Source organism: Olivibacter domesticus (assembly GCF_900109575.1).
Taxonomy (GTDB): domain Bacteria; phylum Bacteroidota; class Bacteroidia; order Sphingobacteriales; family Sphingobacteriaceae; genus Olivibacter; species Olivibacter domesticus.
Window position 1 is genome coordinate 322678 of record NZ_FOAF01000002.1, and the last position, 24805, is coordinate 347482.

Genomic DNA, 24805 nt, shown 5'->3' on the forward strand with positions numbered 1-24805 from the left:
TATCTTTAAATTTTTACAGCCCTATGTTTATTCCTAATTGATAGGTTTTTGCCAATGGATAATTTCCCTGATCAACGCCTAAAGTGGTAGTTCCCGGCGTAGAACCTACTGATGTAATTTCTGGGTCAATACCACTGTAATCCGTTACAGTGAATAGATTTTGTCCCTGAATATATATCCTGGCGCTCTGCAAACCAATCTTTTCTAACAAATTAGCTGGCAAGGTATAACCGATCGTCAAATTCTTAAGTCTGAAATAAGATCCGTTCTCAATAAAATAAGAAGAGGGTTGCTGACTGCGGCTATCATTTGCATCCAATATAGGTAACACGGCATCAGGATTGTCTGGTGTCCAAGAATCATTCAGCATAGTTAAACTTCTATTCCCTGCTTGATTATTAAAATCTGTCCAACGTTTTACCATATTTAAGATTTCATTTCCTTGTACACCCTGGAAGAATGCGGAGAGATCAAAATTCTTATAACCTAAATTAATATTAAGACCGTAGGTAAAATCTGGATGAGGGTTTCCAATAAATGTACGATCGTTATCGGTTATTACGCCGTCATTATCTAAGTCCTTATATTTATATTTACCAACCGCGGCATAACCCGGATATTGGGGTCCGTCCGCAAGATCTGCTTCATTCTGGTAGATACCATCGATTACATGTCCATAAAAGGAATACAAGGGCATACCTACTGTAGAACGGGTCCAGGTATAACTTCTAATATTAGGTCCTAATAAAATAGTTGTTTCTTCGCCACTCAACTTTACTACCTTGTTTTTGTAAGCAGATATATTTGCGCTGATTCCATAAGTAAAATCTTTGCCTTTGTTATTTTGAAAATTCACAGCAAAGTCAATCCCCTTGTTGTTCATTTCACCAACATTTACAAAAGGTACAGTCGCTGTTCCCTGAGTAGCTGGTAATGTTAGTTGATAAAGCATATCCGAAGTAGTACGGTTATAGACATCGAGATTAAACCCTAACATTCCCTTCAGTATGGTCATATCTAAACCTATGTTCGTTTGCGTAGTAGTTTCCCATTTAGCATCAGGGTTACCAAAGGCATCTGTATCAAATCCTGGTTTAACCGCATTGTTCGAACCATCTATGGCATATGACGACTGATTAAGTGTAGAACGATAGGTATTGAACCCATTGTAATTTCCAATCTCCTGATTTCCGGTTTGCCCCCATCCGGCACGGATCATCAGGTTGTCCAACCATTTCAAGTTAGACATAAAGCTTTCTTGCGATATTCTCCAGCCACCGCTGAAAGCAGGAAATGTGCCATAGCGATTATTGCTACCAAATCTACTTGAGCCATCCCTTCTTACTGTTGCTTCTAATAGATATTTGTCTTTTAGGCTGTAATTAACTTTTCCAAAAATGGAGAATAAGGCCCATTCATATCGACTACCGGTATTGTTAATGCCTGCAGTTCCAGAGTTAAGGTCCATAAAATCCGGGTCTTCAGAGAAATAAGTGGTGCGGACGGCAGAGAAATCTTCTCCAAAACCTTTAATAGCTTCAGTACCGGCTAACACACTAATACTATGTATTTCATTGAACACCTTTTTATAGTTCAAGGTATTCGTCCACGTGAGATTGATATCATTAACATTTGCTTTGGTCATGGAGTTAGCAGCTTCAATTTCTGCTTCTTCTCTATCCATCAACACATAGTTAACGCGATTTGTATTTGTATAGTCAAAACCAACACTCGAACGCCCGGTAAGCCCTTCAATGATATCTACTTCCGCAAAGACGTTACCGAAGGCTCTTAACGTTTTTGCCTGATTATCTTTGGTACGATATAGCTGGGCAACTGGATTAGTTGCGGGCCCAAGTCCGGCAGCGCGTGTTGCGGCAAAGTTACCCATGATATCATATACTGGAATAATAGAAGGTATCCGATACCCATTACCTATTGGATTTCCATCCTGGTTATTGGTGCTACTTACTGTTCCATTATTGTAGTAATAGCCCTTATTCTGTGTATAACTCAATTCCATATTCTCGCCCAGTCGTATTCGTTTTTTTATATTAAATTCTGTATTCGACCTTATTGAATAACGATCAAAAGAGGTGTGTTCTAAGACACCTTCCTGATTTAAATAGTTTAAAGACAATGCATATCTACCTTTATCAGAGCCTCCTGTTGCACCCAAATTATATTCTTGAACTAATCCAGGTCTCAATATCTCATCGTACCAATCGGTTCCTTCTTTGTTTGCACGAACAATCTGGTAAAAGGCATTAGGATCTCTATTGTATAGCGAAGGATCCACTCTTGGATCTCCTTCAAAAAGCCCATAACTAGAACCCGCCAAAATATAATCAGGCACCACCGGATTAGGACCATTTCCAAATTGTTGATGAGAAGGATTTCCGTTTGTTAAAATACCAGCATTACGACGTTGTGTCCAAAGAAGTTGGCCAAATTGAAGTGGATCTTTAATTAAACCCAAATTCACATGCCCCGTTTGAACACCTACCCTTGTATCGAAAGTAATACGCGAATCGCCTGCGCTTCCTTTCTTTGTTGTTATAATGATAACACCATTCGCGGCACGCGACCCATAGATAGAAGTCGACGAGGCATCTTTTAGCACTTGCATTGATTCTATATTGTTGGGGTTTATACTATTTAAACCGCCCTTTGTAGGCACACCGTCAATAATGTATAGCGGGTCATTATTATTAATGGTGCTGAAGCCTCTCACGCGCACGGTGGCTTCTCCCCCGGGTGTGTTATTTGAGGTTACCGTTACCCCTGCAGCTCTACCCTGTAATTGTTGTGCAACGTTAGGCGCCTGTACTTTGGTAAGTTCTTTTACATCAACTACCGATACTGCTCCCGTAATATCTTTCTTTACCTGTGTGGAATAACCTGTTAACACCACTTCTTCCAAGGTATTGAGATCTTGATTGAGTGTTACATTGAGCGTTGTTTGCGCGGCTATTACCACCTCTCTTGCAACATATCCTATCGAGGTAAACACGAGCACATCACCTTTTTTAACGGGCAGGCTAAAGAGGCCATTCGCATCCGTTGAAGTAGCCTTGCTACTTCCTTTAATTCGGATGCTAACACCCGGTATCGGGTTTGGCGTTTCTGCATTATCTTTAACAGTTCCTTTAATTGTAACATCTTGAATTGTCTTTATAGGAGTACCTTTTGCATAACTTAAACTAAAATTTAATAGGCAGCAAAAGAAGAAAGCTCTCGTTATTCCAAGCAAGAGCTTATGTAAGCATAATGGAATTTTGTTCATGAAGTTTTAGCTTATAAGTGATAAAATGTTTGATTATCTTGTTTTGGTGTACGTATATTGCTTATGGATTAATTAAAGCAGACCTCCTTTCTTTTTGTTATATTATTGTTAATAAAAATTAATCTATTACGATTATTGTTAACATTTTTACACAAAACACGCGAACAAGTTTTTCCCACTTCGAAGCTTAGGGCTTCAAGAAATAATACACATGGCGATTATTTCAAACTTGCAATTCTCACAAAATTCTTGTTAACCGCTACATTAAAGTCCCTTGGATTCAACACAGCACATTCCCGAAGTTTATTAAGGAGATAATTGGTTATATCAGTTAGAATCTGACGACGGAGGCAAACTTAGATAAATTTCCTTTTTTTCACAAGTGTTTATTTTTGGTGTTCAAGCTTCCGCCATTTTATGGCGGAGGTATATGCAATATAATAGCGTCGCATATAAAAGGAAATTTGTCGGTCTCTCCTCTGCCATTTGGAGCTTATTTTATAAAGGAAATATAATAATTTTATCAATTTGGCCAAGAACTAAAACATTTTAACCTAGCTAACCTTTCTATTCGTTTATTAGGCAATGATTTCAAATGTTGTTTTATAATGATTGGTTTTATTAAGCCTGAACCGTAATCCAGGCCTAATAAACCAAGGTTTACCATCCAGGATTTTGCCCTAGATTTGGATTTCTATCTATCTGAGGTTGCGGAACCGGCCATAGATAATTCTTTGGATCTTCAAAACGCCGATTCCATTGTGCCTGTAAATATCCTTCAGGACTAATCCTAAACGAGGAGCCCTCCAACTCTGGAAACCAAGACGCTTTTACACCTTCTATCGGTTTGCCCAAACGTTCCCCCTCCTTCCAACGCCTTACATCAAAATACCGCTGCCCTTCTAAAACCAGTTCAACCCTGCGTTCGCGTCTTATTTCGGCACGCACATCCATATGATGTAGGGCTAAAAAATTCAGATCCATGCGCACCATACCCACTCTGTCACGCAGTAAATTGATGGAGATATCCAAGTCTTGCTGCGTGAGTTTACCCTGTTCCAAACGCGCCTCCGCATATGTTAAAAGCACTTCCGCATAACGAATCAGGTGAATATCATTATCGTCTCTGTTATACGTTGGAACAGCACCAGGATCGACATATTTTTTATAATAATAGCCAGTCGTCGTAACACTGCCTCTTCCATCCTGACTAAATTTAGGTTTTATAAAAACCGTTGGATCTGGGTTTTGACTCACAGGTCTACCATCATACCTTCCTCCCCAGGTATCTCCGGGTACCACTACCGTTTGTGTTAATCTCGGATCTCGATTCTCAAAAATAGCTTCGTAAGTAGCTTCACTATAGAGCGGCGATTTTTCCACAGGTAAACCATCGGCACATAGATAAGAATCCATAAGGGATTTCGTTGGGACAAAACGTGCAAATTGATCTGGTACCTGAATTTCCCTACTAAGGTTATGCATGATGATGTCTAACTTGTGCATACGGGCTAAAATAGTTTCCTGATTTCTACCGGTAGCAAGCTTACCGGCATCAGTAAACAATTCCCAATAGCTGGTTTTAGGGTTTCCACTCGAATATAATTTATAAACACCTAAGTCCATTACAGCCTTTGCCGCCTCTTCCGCTAGCTCGTAACGCCCTTCTGCCAAAGCTATCCTAGCTTTTAATGCCAAGGCAGCTCCTTTACTGATCCTACCAAGGTTCTCTCCAGTAGGTATTGCTTCGGGAAGACTACTTGCAGCCTGGTCCAGTTCCGCCAGCATAAAATCAACGATCTCGCTTCTTGGCGTACGTGGCCCATAAATTTGTTCATCATCCGTTTCTAGCGGCTCTGTTATTAAGGGTACATCTCCGTAAAAAGATACCAGAAAACTGTAAGCTAAGGCACGGAGCGTTCGCACTTCTGCTGCTAGCCGTTCTTTAGCACCTGGCTCATTCTCCGTAGCATTATGATAGTTTTTTAAGAAAGTATTCGCCTCTCTCACGTCACGGTACATATTACGCCACTCGTCATCTACTGTAGGTTGCGTAACCGGAAACACACCCGATCCAATATCTTTATATTGATTCGATGTCGGCCACATCGTATTTTCCGCTAAATTTTCCATATCTACGGTATTTTTAGCTTTTACGCGCGAATAGATAGCCGTTGCAGCCATTTCCAGTTGTTCTTGATTCTTCCAAAAGGTTTCATCTGCAATAGCATCTATAGGCACCCTATCCAGATAGTCCTTACACCTGTTGAAAGTAAGCGATATAATCAGTGCCGTAATAAAAAGCAGTCTCTGTTTCATTATCGATATTTCTTATTGTTGATTATTTAAAAGTTACTTGTACCCCAACTGAAAAAGTTTTCATTTGTGGATAATAATTGGCCGTCTGTCCTACAGGCGCTTCTGGATCATATCCATAAAAGAAATCGGTCAATGTAAATAAATTTTCTGCTGACGCGTATATCCGAAGATTACTTGCTCTGAATTTTTCTATTATTCGGCTCGGAAAGGTATATCCCAATTGGACGTTTTTAAGACGGAGATACGCCGCATTTTCTATCCAAAAGGAAGAAAGGCGCGTATTATGGGTACGTAAATAAACAAATCTAGGATAAGTCGCATCGGTATTTTCCGGCGTCCATCGATCGAGATGCACCTCCTGTGGCATAGCGCTATTATCAATAAATGGATGCCGTGCGGAACCTTTTAACCAACCATCAGCCTTTCCTACTCCTTGTAAAAAGAAGTTAAAATCTATTCCCTTCCAAGCGATATCTCCCCGGAAGCCAAAGGTGTAACGTGGTATATCGCTTCCTAAAATATGCCTATCTTTACCTACTGTAATTGCTTCATCATCTGGATTTGCAGGCTGATAAATTAAATCACCAGGGCCTACTAAATCTCCTGCCTGATAAGGAAACTTCGGAATATATTCACCGTCTACTAAATCAAAATCACTATATTGAGCAATGCCGGTGGCAATAAACCCATATAATGCATCGATCGGATAGCCCTCTAAGCGAACTCTATCACTCAAATTAGTGGCAAAATTCTCCAATTTCGTTATCTTATTCCTAACGTCTGATACGTTTACATTTATTCCATATTTCACTTCCCCTATTTTATCCTGCCAAGCCAGATTAAGCTCCCATCCCTTATTCTGTACCGAACCTGAATTCTGAGGAGGGTAACCTGTACCCACTCCGATTACGTCGGGAAGTGGAGGAGTTAAGAGGATATCGTTGGTATTATTTATATAATAGTCCGCCGTAACGCCCAAACGATTATTTAATAGACTAAGATCTACCCCCACATTAAATTTTTCTGCCGTTTCCCAGGTCAATCCTTTATTGGGTATAAGTGTTTGACGAAAACCGACCTGCGGCATATCTCCAATAGGGTTATTGCTTCCTATTTGAACTGGATTTAAGATCGCCTGATAAGCATAATATATTGGGATAGGATTGTTAGGATCGGATGTGTTCACAATTCTGTCGTTTCCTTGTGTACCATACGATACCCTTAATTTTGCAGAGGGTATCACGTCTCTCAGTCCTGCGAAGAAATCCTCTTCTGAAAACACCCAGCCTAAAGAAGCCGATCCAAACCAATTCCAACGTACATCTGGTGCAAAACGGGAAGATCCATCGTACCTAAAATTTGCTTCGGCCAAATATTTATTTTTAAAACCGTAATTAACTCTACCAAAAAATGATTGTAAAGCAAATTGACGGCCACCGCTATTATTTAGCGGATTCTCGGTTCCTAAGTTTAGGGAGGGTACGTCCTCAGTTGGCAAATTTTGACGGGTTGCACTGAAGTCAGATGCCACATCTTCTTCTTGTGAAACACCTAGTAAGGCTGTCAACTCATGCTTCTCCTGAAAGGTCTTGTGGTAATTAACGGTCCCGATGAATGTTTGATATAGTCCAGTATAGTCCGTTACACCTATCCTGTTAGGGAAATTTGTCTGATAAATTAATTGGTTGTCATCAGGACTGTAATAATTGATAGTTTTATCTAATACGGTACGTTTAGAGTTATAACGAACCAACCCATATTGCCCTTTGATATCTAAACCGTCAATGATATTTAAGGTTGCACCAATATTAGCCGTTACTTCCTGCGAGCCAAAGTCATTGAAACCACCATCATTTGCAATCGCTACTGGATTACTTTGTCCACCATGGTATCCCCAACTACCATTCGTGAAACGAATAGGCACTAACGGTCTAATACTAGTTGCAGATGATAAAAGATCCCTTCCACCATTCCCTCCCGAATTACTGTTCACATCTCGATCTACGTATCCTACAATTGCGTCGAGCTTTAAACGGTCAATCAGCGTAGTATTTAAGCGCATTCTTACATTATGCCGACCAGCTTTAAAATTATCGCCTACCACTAAACCACCTTCACCCAAATAACCATATGAGAGATAATAATTCATATTGTCGCCACCTCCATTTATACTCAGATTATGGCCATGTTGTGGAGCAAAATCTTTATACACTTCTTTCACCCAATTGGTGTTTGCAAAATAATTGGGATCTGAACCATTACGCGCTATTTCTATCTGTTCGGGTGTGTATACCGGTGTCTGACCAGCATTGATGGAAGCCTCATTCTGCAAGGCCATAAAGTCTGTTGAACCAAGAAATTTAGGTAAGGCAGTGGGTGTTTGCCTTCCATAATAACTATTCAAGGTTATCGTGGGCTGGGTTCCTTTTTTTCCTTGTTTCGTAGTTACCAAAATAACACCATTCGCACCGCGCACACCATAAATAGAAGAAGAAGCCGCATCTTTTAACACCGATATACTCTCCACATCATCTGGGTTCAAGATGTTTAAATCCCCCCCGGGAATACCATCTATCACAATGAGCGGATTGGCATCACCCCATGTTCCGACTCCACGTATCCTTATCGAGGGAGCGTTACCACCCGGAACATTGTTATTATTTTTTACCGTTACGCCTGGCATTAACCCTTGAAGCCCCCTTCCCAGATTAGTGATGGGTCTTGAAGCAAGATCTTTTTGCGTGATCACACTAACGGCGCCGGTTAGATTGATTTTTTTCTGTGCACCATAGCCCACAACCACTACTTCATCCAAAGAGGCAACATCCTCCTCTAAAAAAACGTTAAAGCTTTCATTAAGACTATTGACTCTCCGTTCTACAGGAATATATCCGACAGATGAAAACATTAATAAATCACCCTTTTTTACGCGAAGGGAAAAGCTACCATCTTCCTTTGTTGAAGTGCCCGACGATGCCGCTTTTACACGAACATAAGCTCCCGGCAATGGCTTGGCAGGTTCGTGTGTATCATAAACGATGCCTCTTATTGTGATCAAAGAATCTTGTTTCGCTACCAATAAATCCTGCTGTTTCCTAGACCTAGTCTTTTTTATGGTAATCTGATTACCCGAAATACTATAGTCGAGGAAATTATTAGGCAACACTTCATCTAATATTAAGGAGAAATCTTTATCCTTAGCGGTAATCGTTACTTGTTTACCAGCCACCAGTTTGTCACTATAAAAAACAGAAAACTTAGTTTGTTGCTGAATCTCTTGAAAAAGATCTTTTAATTCTCTATTTTTTAGTTGAATACTGATTTTACTTTGGGAGTAAGTATTAGCGTACACACCAACCATGTTGATGCACACTATAAATACTGTTAACTTCAACATCCGAAAAATTTTTGAGATGAAACCTGCGCATATAACAGGGCATTGGCAGGTGTAAAAAAAATTCATACTTTAGTACATAATTAATTAATTATTCCAGTTAATTAGTTTCATTGAGGAAGGTGTTGCAGCACCTTTCCTCTTTTATTTTACTGTTTTAGTTGGTTTGTTTTCTTTGTATATACAGCCTCCTTTCTGCCTGTTTTATGGAATATGTTGATGTATCATAGATATTTCTTAATACTTGCGGTAGGGTTTGTGTCAAATCTAAGCTACCTGAAAAAGTTTCGCTTGATAATAATCCGGAAGCGTCCTCAATTTTTGTATTATAAAACCGCTCTAACTTCTTAATTATTTCGTTTAAATGCGTTTCATCTAATAACAATCGGCGTTTGGTCCAGGAAATAGAGCCATCTCCTAAGGTTCGGTTCACCGTTAATGTTTTTCGTTTTTTATCAATTTTTGCTTCCATCCCCTCTTTCAATACCTTTCTTTCAAAATTCGCGTCTCCATTGGCTTGAACAGCAATGCTTCCCGTTAAAAGTATGGCTGAGACATAATCATCATCCGAATAAGTGCTTATATTGAAACTTGTACCCAAAACCTCAATATTTAGATATTCCGATACAACCGAAAAAGGACTATTTGCATTAGGTGCTACTTCAAAGTATCCTTCTCCTTCTAAATAAACTGTACGGTGATCCTCATCAAACTTTTCGGGGAATGTTAATATGGATCCTGCATTTAGCCAAACTTTAGTGCCATCTTCTAATACAATTTCGCTCCGTTTGCCATAAGGCACACCTATCGAACTATAATGCATCCCCTGTAACCCCGAGCCCAACATTATGCCTTTTTTCTGTCTTAAATCTTGATAGTTGAATGCCGTATCTGTCGGAAGACTGAATGATTGTTTAGCAGCATTTAAAAGCTGTACTTCTTTTGATTTTGCCAGGTATGTTTTATTGATTTTTGCCGCCTGCTCAAGAGGTATTTCCCGATGCCAAGCGTTAAAAATAAGTATAAGAGAGCTAATGAATAAGATACATATCCCAGCTGCTAATGAGCGCCACCAAGCAGTGTTAGATTTATTGGCTTTGCTGACAGAAGAGGTTCGATCAATAATAGCCGCCCACAAAGCTTCTCTTTCGGCTACCGTTAACGAACTTTTTTTACTTTCTAAGAGTGTTTGTTTAATAGCTATTGCTAATTTTTCCTGATCATTTAATTGATCATACGGCTTATTAATAGCTATTTCATCACATAGAATATCTTCTACCTTCTTTTTCATTAAAAAGTAATTAGTGCTTTTATAGGTAAGAGTACATTACACTATTTTTATAGACTCGTTTTCACTTTTTTTTAAAAAAATTAGAGCGAGGGTCTCTTAAAGACCAGGTACAGGAGATGGGCTAGCGGAACATGCTCAATATTTTCTCTTAATTGTTTAATGGCGCGGTATATTAATGTACGACAGGTAGGTATAGAAATATTCAATATTTCAGCAATCTCCTCATAACGCAGCTCTTCATTAAATTTCAGGTAAATAATCTCTTGCTGGCGTGCGGGTAGACGTCTAATTAACTGTTGAAGTTTGTTAATAAGCAGTTTATCTTCTTCTTTTTTAATCCATGTGGTTTCGGAGCTCCACTCTAGCATAAATAAGGGATCAATCTCATATGCCAATCCTTGTTCCCTGTTTTCCTTTCGTACTTTAGCCAAGATGTTATTTCTTAATGCAGCAAACAGGTAAAAAAGTGGATTGGCGTCCGGATTTAAGTTAGTCCGGTAGGAATAAACATTAACGAAAACATCCTGTAAACAATCTTGTATGAGATCTCTATTGGTATTATATTTTAAACCAAAAGAAAAAAGTCGGTCTATATAAAGGCGATAAATCTCTTCAAAAGCAGCATCGTTGCCATTGACGAATGCTCTCCAACATGTACGTCCCTGTAGATTATCCATTAATAAATTACCTAAAGTTATTGGCACGAATTTTTACATAAGCACGTGCGAAAATAGCTAACAAATGTCCTCAGAATATTACGTTAAGGTTATGTTTATATTAATTGGTTTATTAAACCATAGTCTATTCCCAAATAAAACCCCTAGCTGTACAACTAGGGGTTTTATCCAAAACTATAGATACTTACTGGATTTATCAAGAAAAAGATAATGCACAGTAAAATTTTAACACATCCGAGGGCAATTAACCTAATGCTGCGCCTACTTTTTCTAATAAAAGTTTCGTCTTTTTTATTCCTTCTTCTTCGCTCAATTTCTCTCCTTCATATTCTATCCCTACATAACCTTTATAACCCGCATCTTTCACAATCGTCATCATTTTTAAATAATCTACTTGGGTTTCATTTCCACTCCCATCAAAATCATGGGTTTTTGCACTTACTCCTTTTGCATAGGGCATTAAGTCAGTTACTCCTTGATAACGGTCATATTCATAAAAGTTACCAAAATCTGGTAAGCTACCGCAATTTTTCATGCCTACTTGCTTCAATACACTGCTTAACCATTGACCGTCTGACGAAATACCGCCATGATTTTCAACTATTACACCAATTTTATGCTTAGCAGCAAACTCACTCAGCTTACCTAATCCTTGAACGGCAGCATTCTTTACTTCTTCTTTCGTGCCCTCACCCCTTGCATTTACCCTAATAGAATGACAACCTAAAAATTTGGCTGCCTCCACCCATTTATAATGGTTTTCAACTGCTTTATTTCGTACTGTATCATTCAAATCACCTAAATCCCCTTCTCCATCAATCATAACCAATACATTTTTAACGCCATTGTCTTTTGCACGTTTATTCATTTCCTGAAGATAGGTCTTATCATTTGCTTTGTCTTTAAAGAACTGATTAACATATTCCACTGCGTAAATTCCATACTTTTTGGCGGCTGTTTCAGCGAAATCGAGGTTATCTAATTGTTTCGCAAACAGCGTCTTGTGTAGCGACCATTGTGCTAAAGATATGTCAAAGAAAAATTTTTTGTTGGTGGATGCAAATGCATCTAAAGGCAAATTTGGTAATGCGGAAAGACCCACAGCTCCCACCCCCAATTGCTTTAAGAATTCTCTTCTATTGTTCATGATTTTATGGTTTGTATTAGCTTGCAATTTAGAAAAAAAATTGGGAATGAAAATAGCAAGAAACAAGATTTAGGTAACAAGATCAGCGCAAAAAGAAGAACAAATGACGAAGAATTTATTTACAAAGTTTTATATTGTTATCTTGCTTTGCACGAATAGCTAATAACGAATAACTAACAACAAATAACCAAAGATTTACACGTTCCCCCATCCATGAGCCAAAACGTCTGCTAAGTGCATCGTTTTTATGGGGAGATTTTGCTTATCGATATATGCCTGTAAATGGAGTAAACAGGACGCATCAGTAGAGATAATATATTCTGCACCTACAGCAAGCGCATTATTAACTTTTTGCTCGGCCATTGCACTCGATATGCCACTGAATTTAACGGCAAATGTACCTCCAAAACCACAGCAGACATCGGTATCACGCATCTCCAATAATTCCAAACCATCTACATTTGCCAACAACTGCCTTGGTTCATCCTTTATCCGGCACTCCCTAAGCGCAGAACAAGAATCATGGTAAACAGCTTTACCTTCTAACTCTGCACCGAAGTAGTCTTTCTTAAGGATATTTACCAAAAACTCAGAAAGTTCATGAATATTAGATTGTATCGTACGACATTGGTTGTGCACCATTGAGTTGGTAAACAAATCATTGTAAGCATTTTTCACCATGCCGGTACAAGAAGCAGAAGGAGAAACAATATATTTAGCTTGAGAAAAATCATCCAAAAATTTACTGCCAATGATTTTTGCTTCATCCCAAAACCCCGCATTATAGGCGGGTTGACCGCAACAGGTTTGTTCAGGATTATAACTTACCTTACACCCTGCTTTCTCCAATACTTTTATCGTATTAAAAGCTGTACTAGGATATAGTTGATCAATGAAACAAGGTATGAATAAGTCTACTTGCATTAAATTTCCTCTCTATTTCTTCTTTACAAAATTGGATACTTTATTCCAGGAAGTACAACATAAATTATACCACATGTTTTAACGAATCTTTTTCTTTATTATGCTGCATCCATATCCGTCCCAAGAAAAATAAACCTAAAATAAAAAACAAAGCTAAACATAAAGCTGAATATCTAATATTTCCTGTAAGTTCTTCTATAAAAGCAAATGAAAACAATCCTATTACAATGGCTAACTTTTCGGTAACGTCATAAAAACTAAAAAAGGCAGTCGTATCTTTTTCATGAGTTGGAATGAGCTTAGAATACGTAGAACGGGATAAGGATTGTATACCTCCCATAACAAGTCCAACTACAGCGGCCAAGACATAAAACTGACTTGCTGTGCTGATATAATAGGCACTTACGCAGACACCAATCCAAACAATAACCACCATAAATAACACCTGAATATTCCCCATGCGCTTTGCCAATGACGACATCAGGAAGGCTCCTAATATAGCAACCAATTGAATAATCAATATGGTAATAATTAGTTTTGGAGCACCTAAATGCAAAATTTTCTCACCAAAGGCCGCTGCTACCAACATAGTGGTTTGCACCCCCATGGCATAAAAAAAATAAGCTCCTAAAAATCTTTTTAAGTTTCTCAACTGCTTAATTTTCTCCCAAACAGACTTTAGCTCGTTGAAACCACTTCTTAATATTTGTTTATCTATTTTTTTGCCATTTGCTTTTCCGGCAGGAAGTTTAGAAAAAGGAATTTGCGAAAAACCGATCCACCACAAGCCTACTAGCAGGAAGGATAAACGTGGAGCAAAGGAAGGATCAATAATACCAAACCATTCTGGTTTCAACACAAAAACGAAGCAAATAATCTGGAGTAGCACACTACCAATGTATCCATAAGCGAAGCCTTGGGCACTTACACGATCTTGCTCTTCAATGGTGGCAATTTCCGGCAAATAAGAATTATTAAACAACACTCCTCCGATATATCCCATTGCGGCTAGCGTACTGCAGATGATACCCCATTCTAATGTACTTAATTTAAAAAAGAACAAACCCATACAGGCGATGGCCCCTAGATAAGTAAAAGCCTTCATGAAGGCTTTTTTATTACCTCTGTTATCAGCTATTGCTGAAAGTACGGGTAATATAAGTGCCATTATCAAATAAGCAACGGCCAGCGAATAATTTGCCAAAGCCGTATTGATAAACTGGAGCCCAAAAAAACTTACTTGGTCACCTCCTTGATCACTTGTTGTAATCGCTGTATAATAAGCGGGAAATATGGTGGAAGTAATAACAAGGTTATAAGCCGAATTAGACCAATCGAACATGGCCCAGGCGCGTATGGTTGATTTATCGTTTTTCATGACGAATGTTGAAATAAGCGTTTATCAAAAATAAAAGGGTTGCTTTCTAATATTTTGATATCATGAAAAGCAGTATGATTAGGATTAATAAGTACTATAAAATCTTCGCGGACTACCGCAGAAGGTACTTGCAGTACTAAGTATGCTGCTTCTTTGATAAATTCATCACCTATTCGTTGTGTAGTACTCATAGGAGGGTAGTGATACCATGCGGATGGTAATTTCGAAGGCGGAATTACCTTCATTCCTGCTTCATCTGGCACATATAGTGTTAATAAAACATAATCATCAGGTAAAATACCTAAAGGAATATGTACAGCAACTTCCGTCATTGCTAAAGCCCTGGATTGACAGGCATACAACATCGGTGTTCCAATACTATTCCAACGACCGCCACAAAGCTCAGCTCCTTTGCCCGAGATGTCATGGCTATAACGCGCCTTTACTAAGCGATATACAATCATGCAGGGATACCATTTTCGATCCGCATTAGGGTATTTCGCAACATGGTAATGCCAAAAGTACTATCTAAAAGGGTTTTAGGTATTACTCCACCAAGACCTACATTTGGGGTTTCCAGCCAAAGATTAAAATTCGTTGCGTTACCTAATGTATCTATACCTTTATCATAGAGTAAAGCAATCTCTAGAATTTTTTCAGTATGAATGGGATCAAACGGTTTATTTTCCTTTTTATAACGTTGTATTGTTCTTTCTGAAAGGTGAAGAAATGACGACCAATCATCAATTGAGAAAGGTGTTTGCGCCGCTATCTTCATAAACTCTACGTACAGCAAGCCCTTTCTGGCTGTATTAACCAGGTATACCATATCCCGTTCTTTGGCAATACCAGGGATAATGCTCCCTCCTGTTTGGTAAGTCTTTGTTTTCATTTTATGAGTTATTGCTTTACACAAATGTAATATTTCTTTTTTAAAACGACAAATGTCTTAAATTGATTTTAGTATTAAACCAAACAGGCTGGAGTAAATTACTCCAGCCTGTTTGGTTTAATGATTCCTACGATGTATTAAGCTAAAATTTAGTAGCCTGAATTTTGCTTCAATGCACCTCCGCTCCTATCAATTTCATCTTGAGGAATCGGATAATATTCATTCTGTGGCTGGAAGACAACATTCCTCGATATACTTAAGTACGTTCCTTCGAAACCGGAATAACTTTCCAATACTTGTTTAGCAGTCCCCCATCTAACCAAATCATAAAAGCGGTGTCCTTCTAAGGCTAATTCCAATCGCCGTTCAAAACGAACAGCATTCCTGGCATATTCCGCATTCGGAAATGCTGCATAAGGTTTTACATTGTAGGCCGCGACGGCTTCACCGCTCACTTGTTTAGGTGCTAATAATGCTGCCCGTTCTCTAATAGCGTTTACTAACTCAAGTGCAGCACCTAAATTACCCGTTTCAACCTGACATTCCGCCGCCATTAAATAAACATCTGCTAAGCGAATGATATTCACATTTAACCCCGTAATCTGCTGAGCACCTGCAACTGTATTAGAAGCAAATTGAGATTGTTCGATCGTATGTTTCATACCCACGAAAGGACCTGCAAAACCAGGATCACGTATCCACGCATCTCCCTGCATGTTGCCCCAATCACGGAAAGGCACTCCTCGTCGTCCAACGGTATAATCTAAGCGAGGATCGATAGCCAAAGTTTTATCGACCGCATAATTCGTCTTGGCCGTACCGGTTAAACCGAAATCCGATAAATAAGGGTCATCGCGATAAGAACCGTCCAGCATTGGCAATCCATCAGCCGTCACTCTAAAAGAATTTACTAAGTCAAAGGAAGGTTGAAAAAATCCGCAACATGATATCGGCGCACTACCATAGAAAAAGTTAAGCATATCACCAACGTTTCCGTTATCACCTGTGCCATCTGGACTGATAGCGTGCTGCGCCGCAAAAATACTTTCCGGACCGTTCTCTTCTGCTATATCAAAGTTATCTGTAAAAGGTAGAGACGTGATATTAGGCTTACTATCTATCACAGCTTGAAGCAAAGGCAATGCTTCGGCATAACGATCTTGATACAAGAGAAATTTCCCTAAATAAGCTTGCGCGGCAGCTTTATCCGCCCTTCCTTCTTCACCATTGTATTTATCACTTAAATTCTCTACCGCAAATTTCAAGTCCTCCTCAATTTTTGGATTAACATCGGCATCATTCGGAAGTGTTGTTGCATCTGCTGGTGCAATAGTTTCATCCACATAGGGAACATTTACAAAAGCTCGCTTCAGTAAAAAATAATAGTGTGCGCGTAAAAAGCGAGCTTCTCCTTGAATTTGAACCGCCCTTGCATCGTCAAATTTATCTCCACTTCCTGCTTGCAACTGCGCCAGTACCCTCAAGGTATTATTACATCTGATGATACCATCGTAAGAGCGGTCCCATAGCACTTGCAAATTATCATTTGTACTGGTTGGCTTATGCTGCTCAATTAAGTTCATGTTCGGCTGGTCACCATTATTACTTCCTTTATGCGCATTGTCAGCCGCTACTTCTCCCAACAACCATTGACTGGGAGCTGATGCATAATTACCCCAAGTACCGTCTACATTTCCATTGAGCAAAGCGTATGCTCCTACCAGTAGACCATCTACACCTTCTTTACTCTCAATTTGTGGGTAAGTAAGCTCGGCCTGTGGATTACGTTCCAAAAAGCTTTTACTACAAGAGATCACCGAAAGTACGAGCACCCCATATACTATATATATTAATCTTCTTTTCTTCATGATCATAAAATTAAAAGCCAACATTTAAACCAATAATAAATTGTCTTGACACCGGATAAATTCCTCGATCTACTCCTAGCACTGGAAAGGTACTATCCTCTTGACTTATTTCTGGATCCAACCCCGTATAGTCGGTTATGGTAAATAGATTTGTAGCGCCTAAATAAACACGCATCTTGGATATTGCTTTGCCAAATAACTGTTCTGTAGGAAAACTATAACCAATCTGAAGATTTTTCATTCTGAAGAAACTACCATCCTGTACATAATAACTGGAAGAAGCATATTCAAAATCAGATGCACCACGGTAAAGGGAAGGAATCATACTACCGGTATTGGTTGGACTCCAAGCATCCAACAATCTCGTGCTTAATGCACCATCAAAAGTGGTAAAATCAGTAAAATAACGAGTAGCTTCATATAGGTCGTTTCCTTGCGAACCATTAAAGAACATCGCTATATCAAAATTCTTGTACGAAGCATTTAGGCTTAGTGAATAAATGAAGTCTGGATGTGGATTTCCGATGACCGTTCTGTCTTCGGGTCCGATTGATCCGTTACCATCTATATCAGCATATTTAAGTCCACCAACACGTGCATTGGTATAAGTTGGCGAATTGGCTAGATCTTCTTCGCTTTGATAAATACCAGCTACCTGATAACCATAGAACGAACCAAACGGTTCACCGGCTTTCAGTACCGTAGTGCTTATACTTCTGAAATTACCATAAATTTGCTGTGCAACTCCTGGAGCTAGGCGGACTACTTTATTCACATTTCGCGAAATGTTTACACCGACGTCAAACTTAAATGGCTTGTTGTCTTCTCTTCCATAATGATAACCAAGCGTTAGCTCGATACCTTTATTCTGCATATCACCAATATTCACAAAAGGCGAGGCGCCTCTCCCTACAGAAACCGACGGCAAAGGCACCGGATAAAGCATATCGCTTGTTTTCTTGTTATACCAATCAAAAGTACCATCGAATTTACCATTTAACAAGGTAAAATCCAGACCAATGTTTAGTGAATTTACCTCTTCCCATTTTACCGCTTCGTTCTTGAATGCATTCTGCCGAACACCTGTTACCAATCCGCTTCCATCAACTATTGGATAGGATGACGACGCTAAAGATGACTGTAAACGATCTAGGTATTGAAAAGCAGGAATTCGCTGGTTACCGGTGATACCATATCCTGCTCTAATTTTTAAGTCGGTTAGCCACTCAGTGCCTTGCATGAACTCTTCTTGGGATAACCGCCAAGCTACACTTCCAGCGGGGAACACACCATATTGATTTTCTGATCCAAAATTGGAAGAACCATCACGGCGAACGGTTGCGCTTAATAGGTAACGATCTTTAAAGGAATAGTCAGCTTTTCCAAAGATGGAAAATAAAGATCCTACAACTCCCGTACTAGCATTTGTGATATTGCTCGTTCCTGGATTCAAATAATAATAATCTAGATTACCAAGGATAAAATAACCGTTTCTTCCACCATCTAATTGCCTCTCCCTACTACGTATGGCTTCAGTACCCACTAATACATTTAAATTATGTTCTTCATTAAAGTTTTTCTTGTAATTCAAGGTATTGGTCCATGTCCACTCTGTTCTATAACCCTGATTTTCTCTTATTCCATTCGCATTACTTCCTTCTGAGAATTCTAGGTTAGGATAGATAATTTCGATGCCATTATAATTTTCATAGCGTATACCGAAGCTGGTACGCGCAGTCAAACCTTCAATCACATCCACTTCTCCGAAGATATTACCAAGGAAAAAGTTGCTTTTATTCTTATTGTCCTTCGCACGATAGAGCATTGCTAACGGGTTCTGAGCATTTCCTAAAGCGCCTCCTTTTGATCCTGCAAAATTGCCCATGATATCATATACCGGGATGATAGTGGGTATACGGTAAGCAAATCCCAAAGCACTACCCTCATCCTGATAGGTTCCGGGTGTATTTACGTTACTTCCAAAACCATAATTTTCGGAATAGCTGTATTGCGCATTCTCGCCAAAACGAAACTTGTTATTGAAAGCTGAAATCTGTGTGTTTGACCGGAAGTTGAACCGATCAAAACCAGTATGCTTAATAGTACCTTTTTGACCGAAATAACCTGCAGACATGGCGTAGGTAGCATTTTCACCTCCACCAGTTGCTCCTAATTGATACGATTGCAGGGGTGCGTTTTCGGTGATCTCATCAAACCAATTGGTTCCTGCTTGATTGGCCTTTGTAATTTGATAAAAGGTGCTATTATCCCGTGTATAGTTATAAAGACTAGGATCTGCATCCGCAGCGGTTACATCCAATCCAACTTTCGATCCCGCCAACAAGTATTCAGGTAACACAGGAGTTGCCCCGCTTCCATATAACCTGGTAAAGGAAGAACCCGGATCAGCGCCCGCATTTTGAAAAGACCGCAATAAATTCTCCGCATATTGCGCCGGATTCATCATTTCTGGAAAAGCTCCGTTTCGCGGACGTTGTGAACCATAGTATGCATCCAATGTTATATTCGGTTTTCCAACGGTTCCTTTTTTAGTTGTCACAATAACAACACCATTATTTGCCCGCGATCCATATATAGACGCTGCAGAAGCATCTTTTAGGACTTGCATACTCTCAATATCAGCCTGATTCAGCCAACTTAATTTTCCTTCATAAGGCACTCCGTCAATCACATATAGAGGGTCATTATTATTAATCGTACTATAACCTCTGATACGGATCTGAGGGGTTGAAGCAGGAGCACCATCGCTGATGATCTGCACACCAGTTGCCTTTCCCTGCAAGGCCTCAACAGCACTAGCAGCTGGCTGGCTTTTTAACTGTCCAATATCGACTACCGCCACAGCTCCTGTTAAATCCTTTTTCCGTTGAGAGGAATAGCCTGTTACTACTACTTCTTCCAAATCACTCGTGGTTGCATTCAGACTTACGTTGTAAGTTGTTTGCCCACTTGATACCCGTACCTCCTGAGTTGTATAGCCAATATAGGAAATTACCAAAATGTCGTTTGTCTTTACATTTAGGGTAAACTGACCTTGGTTATCTGTTAAAATACCATTGCTACTTCCTTTCACTAATACGCTTACGCCTGGCAAGGGTGAATTATCTGTAGCATCCGTAATTTTACCAACTATCTTCAATTCCTGACGGTTCTGGATAAGTAAAATTTTATCATTTTCAACCTTATAGCTAATATCAATAGGCGCTAACACTTCATCTAAAACATTTTCTAGATTACTTTCTAAAACCCCTACTTCTACCATCCTATGGGTTTTTAATAAAGAAGGACTATAAACAAACTTCGCCTGAGCTTGCGTTTCTAGACTCTCAAGGAAATTTCTTAAGGTCATTTTCTTCTTTGTGATGCTTATCGTTTTTTTCAGTGCTCCCTGCGCCTCTGCAGTATGTGCGTACGTAGTTAAGGTACCTACTGAGATGAGTAAAGCATGAATAAAAGTTATTCTCATCGCTGTTTTTGTTAGAGCAATAATTCGTTCTTTTTTCATAAATTCGAAAAATTTTGGTTGGTGAAAGGTCAGCTAATCGGCTGACCTCTAATCATGATTTAATCTCCGACCGGCAATACCCCCATATTGTCGGTCTTTTTGTTGGTGAGTTTAAGTTGTATTCATAAGCATGTAAATTAAATTTGGTTAAATAATTGGTTAAAATTTATTGGATAATAATACCTTTTCCTTCTATTTTATATTTAGTATCTGTTACATTACAGATCATTCCTAATTGATTAAACAGTTCCAGATTACTGAGATCACCGGTGAAGGTGGTGTGTTTAACTTTAGGATCAACTTTGATAGGAATTCCATAGATTTCACTTAGTTTTTCTGCTAGCTGAGGCAAACTGATTTCATTAAAACTTACATCATTTAGCAAGGTGCGTTTCGTTTCAATGGGTATAGGTTTTTCTGCTAATGTTTCGCTAAACGTATTTTGACGTTCATCTAAGACGACACGTTGATTAACGGTAAGATTTACCATCGCTGGATTTTCAACAATACGCTCCACAAGATTTTTCTTTTTGCCTGAACGGATTACCTGCACTTTCCCAGAATATACTGTCACCTGATCAGTACCTGAACTACTCCCTGCAGTGATCTTAAAACAGGTCCCCAATACTTTCGTAATCATCTCATCATGAAATACCATAAATGGATTTTCCGGATTCGCTCTTACGTTAAACAATGCATCGCCACGTAAAGCAACCTCTCTTTTATTAAACCTTGTCGCATAGCTTACTTCTGCACCTTTAAATAATTTCACGTTAGACGAATCCGGTAAGGTAATTTCTAATGGTTCATCAGAAGAATTGCTTACAATTGTTATTTTTTGGGCACTGGCTCTGGTAAACTCAGGGTCAATAAGATAGGCGTCTAACCGCCATTTTACCCATATTGTGCCAATTAATAGAAAGATGATTGCCGCAGCGATGGATAGGTATCTGCTTCTCCTGGTGTTAATGCGATTTGCCAGGTCTTTTTTTTTGCCATCCTCATAATTGGTTTCTTCATTGATTTTATCCCATAAACGGACTTCTAGCTCTTCAAAATCCGCATCCTTTAATGCAAGATCTTGTTCGCTATCAAGCAGATCATACCATCGACGCACTATTTCTTGTTCTTCTGGAGAACATTTACCTTTTAAATATCGCTCTAATAGATTGTGAAATGCCTTGCGACTCATAAAAATGGTTTTACAATTAGTGAAAGGTCTTTCGAATGCCTTTCATAATTAATAGTAAAACAACTAGCCCCAATCCCTAAGATTTTTTTTATTTTTTTTTGAAAGTAATTAAAGGAAAGCGCTGTTTAGTAATGAGTGATGATCTATGAGTAATGAATTTTAGCGCAGAGCGAAGTAGAAACCTTCATTCTGATTGTCATCGACCTCAATGAAATGGAGAGATCTCAAGCTTTGCTGAACGAATAACTAACAACGAATAACTAACAACGAATAACTAGCAACTAACAACAAATAACTAGCAACTAGTAACCAATCGCCAATAACATCACAACAACAATCATATAATCTTTTAAGGCTATTCGCATAGCTTTTAATGATTGTGTAATATGGTATTCAACTGCTTTTTCGGATATTTTAAGAACTTGCGAAATTTCTTTAACAGAACGGTATTCCATCCGGCTTAAAACAAATACTTCCCGTGTTTTACGTGGCAGCATTTCAATACCTTTTTCTATAGAAATCGATAAATCTCGTGCTGCTAATTGTTCTTCTAGGTTATTACAACCAATATCAATACGTTGCTGTTGGTAATCGATATAATGATCAAATTGCAGCAAGGTTTTAAGGTGGTTAATGAAAGAATATCGAACAGCGGAAAGTAGATAAGAAGATAAATGAGTAATCTGTACAACAGCTCTTCTCTCCCATAATGATACAAATACGCGCTGGGTCAGCTCCTCTGCTAACTCTTTACTTCCTGACTTACGGAATAATTGTAAATAACACACTTTCCAATACCTTTTATAAATCTCTTTGAAAGCTTCGTGGTTATTTTCTTTTATTTTAATTAATAATTCAGCATCAGTAAAGTCACAATAGGCCATAGTGTTTATACGTGGTTATCGCAAATATAAACACTACATTCAATTAAGCAAATAGTGCACTATATATTGTAGCTTTTTGCACGTTTTTCACGCTTTATTTGTAACAAAAAAATTGCTAAACCCCATACTTCTCATTAATAAATTTTATTTTCCCAGTGTCTACAAGGTTTCGGATAAGTGTTATCCGCTCTTTTTCATTACCATTCTGTAATCTTTCTACCAATTCGTCCAGTCTGAGTGGTTCAATGGCTAAAAGATTATTAATCTCTATAATTAACTTATCTTCAAGCTCCTCTTGTTTTGTCTTTTTATTGCTCCGTAAACAATAATCACATATTTCACAGTGTTTACTATTCTTTTCTCCAAAATAATAAAGCAGCTTTTGCGATCGACAGCCATCTCCCTTTAAATAGTTCAAAACAGCCTTTAACTGTTCTTCACCAATTGCTTTTCTACTTTCGATATGCTGTCTATTGATGTTCAAGTGCTGGGAGTCACTCCGAGCTTGCAAAAATTGCAATTGTGGTTTATCCGTTTGGGGCAAATAGGTGATTATTTGATAACGTTGCAATTCTTCCAAACGCTTAGTCACTTCACTGATTGGAAGGTTGGCTTTTTTTGCTAGATCTGATTCTCTAAAAGGCACAAAATAGTCAAATGCACCACCATACGCTCTCAAAATAGTCTTAATAAATCCGTCAAGATTTGCATGTGCTACTTGAAAACTATATAAATCCTGTGAGTTAACGTCAAATCTAAGTCGGGAAGGAATGTATACATTCTCGCTAACGACCAGCCATTCATCTCTTTCCAAAAACTTTAAGGCACTTATCGTTTTCAAAGGCTCTAATTGATAACGATTGCAAAAATCACCTAGATCAAAATCAAAGCTGAGGTATTGACCTGCACCGTACGCTAATTGAAAATAGTTTCCCAGATGATAATAAATCTGCACAATCTCTTTTACTGTTGGGAAACTCAACTCAAAGTTCTTTTGCAAGCGAGATTTATCTGCCTCATTATAAAGTAAAACAGCGTAAGATTTCTTTTCGTCGCGTCCCGCTCTACCGGCTTCCTGATAGTAGGCTTCCAACGTATCTGGTATATCTAAATGAACCACAAATCGCACATCTGCTTTATCGATTCCCATACCAAAAGCATTCGTGGCAACCATCACTTGCAATTCATTTTTCTTCCAGGCCTCTTGTTTTTTTGCTCTTTCGGGTGTTGAAAGTCCAGCATGATAAAAATTTGCACTTATACCTGCTGCTATTAAAAACCTTGCAATCTCCTGCGTTTCCTTCCTATTCCTCACGTACACAATACCACTTCCACCGGTATTACGTATGATGTTGACTAACCGTCTCGTTTTATGCTCCTCTTCCAAGGCCATATAAGCTAGATTATCTCTTACAAAGCTCTTTACAAAGACAGCCCTGCTTCCATCAGGTTTAGCTTTAAAGAGTAGTTTTTCCTGGATATCTAAGATAACTTTTTCAGTCGCCGTAGCAGTAAGCGCTAAAAAGGGTACCTCTGCGTGAAGGTCGCGTAGCTCAGCCAAATGTAGGTATGGAGGTCTAAAATCATAACCCCACTGCGAAATACAATGCGCCTCGTCGACCGCAAAAAGATTAACCTTCATATAGCGAATACGCTCCCGCACCAGCTCGCTCATTAGTCTTTCCGGTGAAAGATAAAGGAATTTTATCTTGCCATAAACACAATTGTCTAAACAGATATCAACCTCTCGCTTGCTCATCCCTGCAAATATCGCTACTGCTTCAATGCCTTTTGAACGCAAATTTTCTACCTGATCTTTCATCAATGCGATCAATGGTGTAACCACAATACAGATGCCTTCTTTTGCAAGTGCCGGAACTTGAAAACAAATGGACTTTCCTCCACCCGTTGGCATTAAAGCGAGCGTATCATTTCCTTCGAGCACGTGATTGATCACCTCCTCTTGTAAAGGCCTGAAATGTGGATAACGCCAATATTGTTGGAGTATTTCGTGAATAGACATTAGA

General features: G+C 38.9%; 15 protein-coding genes. All 15 read right to left on the reverse strand.

Features of this window, described 5'->3' with window-relative positions:
* Nucleotides 1–13 precede the first annotated feature (13 nt).
* Complete coding sequence (locus tag BMY50_RS12040; RefSeq protein WP_238383741.1) at nucleotides 14–3286, reverse strand: SusC/RagA family TonB-linked outer membrane protein; 3273 nt, start codon at nucleotides 3284–3286, stop codon at nucleotides 14–16.
* Between the two features lie 660 nt (nucleotides 3287–3946).
* Nucleotides 3947–5605, reverse strand: coding sequence for a RagB/SusD family nutrient uptake outer membrane protein (locus BMY50_RS12045; protein ID WP_093324541.1), 1659 nt, complete (start codon nucleotides 5603–5605; stop codon nucleotides 3947–3949).
* Between the two features lie 22 nt (nucleotides 5606–5627).
* A complete protein-coding gene (locus BMY50_RS12050) occupies nucleotides 5628–9002 on the reverse strand; it encodes a TonB-dependent receptor (RefSeq protein ID WP_238383742.1) in 3375 nt (1124 codons plus the stop codon).
* A gap of 154 nt (nucleotides 9003–9156) precedes the next feature.
* Nucleotides 9157–10290 (reverse strand): FecR family protein, encoded by a 1134-nt coding sequence (locus BMY50_RS12055; RefSeq protein WP_093324543.1) that lies wholly within the window; start codon nucleotides 10288–10290, stop codon nucleotides 9157–9159.
* Between the two features lie 80 nt (nucleotides 10291–10370).
* Nucleotides 10371–10967, reverse strand: coding sequence for an RNA polymerase sigma factor (locus BMY50_RS12060; RefSeq protein ID WP_093324544.1), 597 nt, complete (start codon nucleotides 10965–10967; stop codon nucleotides 10371–10373).
* 244 nt (nucleotides 10968–11211) lie between these two features.
* Entirely contained in the window at nucleotides 11212–12114 is a 903-nt protein-coding gene (locus BMY50_RS12065; RefSeq protein ID WP_093324545.1) for a sugar phosphate isomerase/epimerase family protein, read from the reverse strand.
* Between the two features lie 195 nt (nucleotides 12115–12309).
* Nucleotides 12310–13038 carry a (Fe-S)-binding protein gene (locus BMY50_RS12070; protein WP_093324546.1) on the reverse strand — a complete coding sequence of 243 codons (729 nt, stop codon included), beginning with the start codon at nucleotides 13036–13038 and terminating at the stop codon, nucleotides 12310–12312.
* Between the two features lie 64 nt (nucleotides 13039–13102).
* Complete coding sequence (locus BMY50_RS12075) at nucleotides 13103–14416, reverse strand: MFS transporter (RefSeq protein ID WP_093324547.1); 1314 nt, start codon at nucleotides 14414–14416, stop codon at nucleotides 13103–13105.
* Entirely contained in the window at nucleotides 14413–14880 is a 468-nt protein-coding gene (locus BMY50_RS12080; protein ID WP_093324548.1) for an RES family NAD+ phosphorylase, read from the reverse strand. The genes BMY50_RS12075 and BMY50_RS12080 overlap by 4 nt, the downstream gene beginning before the upstream one ends.
* The gene (gene parS / locus BMY50_RS12085; protein ID WP_093324549.1) at nucleotides 14877–15308 is read right to left on the reverse strand and encodes a type II RES/Xre toxin-antitoxin system antitoxin; all 432 of its coding nucleotides are present in this window, start codon (nucleotides 15306–15308) and stop codon (nucleotides 14877–14879) included. Before parS ends, BMY50_RS12080 begins: the two co-directional genes overlap by 4 nt.
* Before the next feature lie 149 nt (nucleotides 15309–15457).
* Nucleotides 15458–17176 carry a RagB/SusD family nutrient uptake outer membrane protein gene (locus BMY50_RS12090; RefSeq protein ID WP_093325765.1) on the reverse strand — a complete coding sequence of 573 codons (1719 nt, stop codon included), beginning with the start codon at nucleotides 17174–17176 and terminating at the stop codon, nucleotides 15458–15460.
* A gap of 10 nt (nucleotides 17177–17186) precedes the next feature.
* Nucleotides 17187–20702 (reverse strand): SusC/RagA family TonB-linked outer membrane protein, encoded by a 3516-nt coding sequence (locus tag BMY50_RS12095; protein WP_093324550.1) that lies wholly within the window; start codon nucleotides 20700–20702, stop codon nucleotides 17187–17189.
* A 166-nt stretch (nucleotides 20703–20868) separates the two neighbouring features.
* The gene (locus tag BMY50_RS12100; RefSeq protein WP_093324551.1) at nucleotides 20869–21894 is read right to left on the reverse strand and encodes a FecR family protein; all 1026 of its coding nucleotides are present in this window, start codon (nucleotides 21892–21894) and stop codon (nucleotides 20869–20871) included.
* Nucleotides 21895–22196: 302 nt separating this feature from the next.
* A complete protein-coding gene (locus BMY50_RS12105) occupies nucleotides 22197–22778 on the reverse strand; it encodes an RNA polymerase sigma factor (protein ID WP_093324552.1) in 582 nt (193 codons plus the stop codon).
* A 115-nt stretch (nucleotides 22779–22893) separates the two neighbouring features.
* A complete protein-coding gene (locus BMY50_RS12110; RefSeq protein ID WP_093324553.1) occupies nucleotides 22894–24801 on the reverse strand; it encodes a RecQ family ATP-dependent DNA helicase in 1908 nt (635 codons plus the stop codon).
* Between the last annotated feature and the right edge of the window lie 4 nt (nucleotides 24802–24805).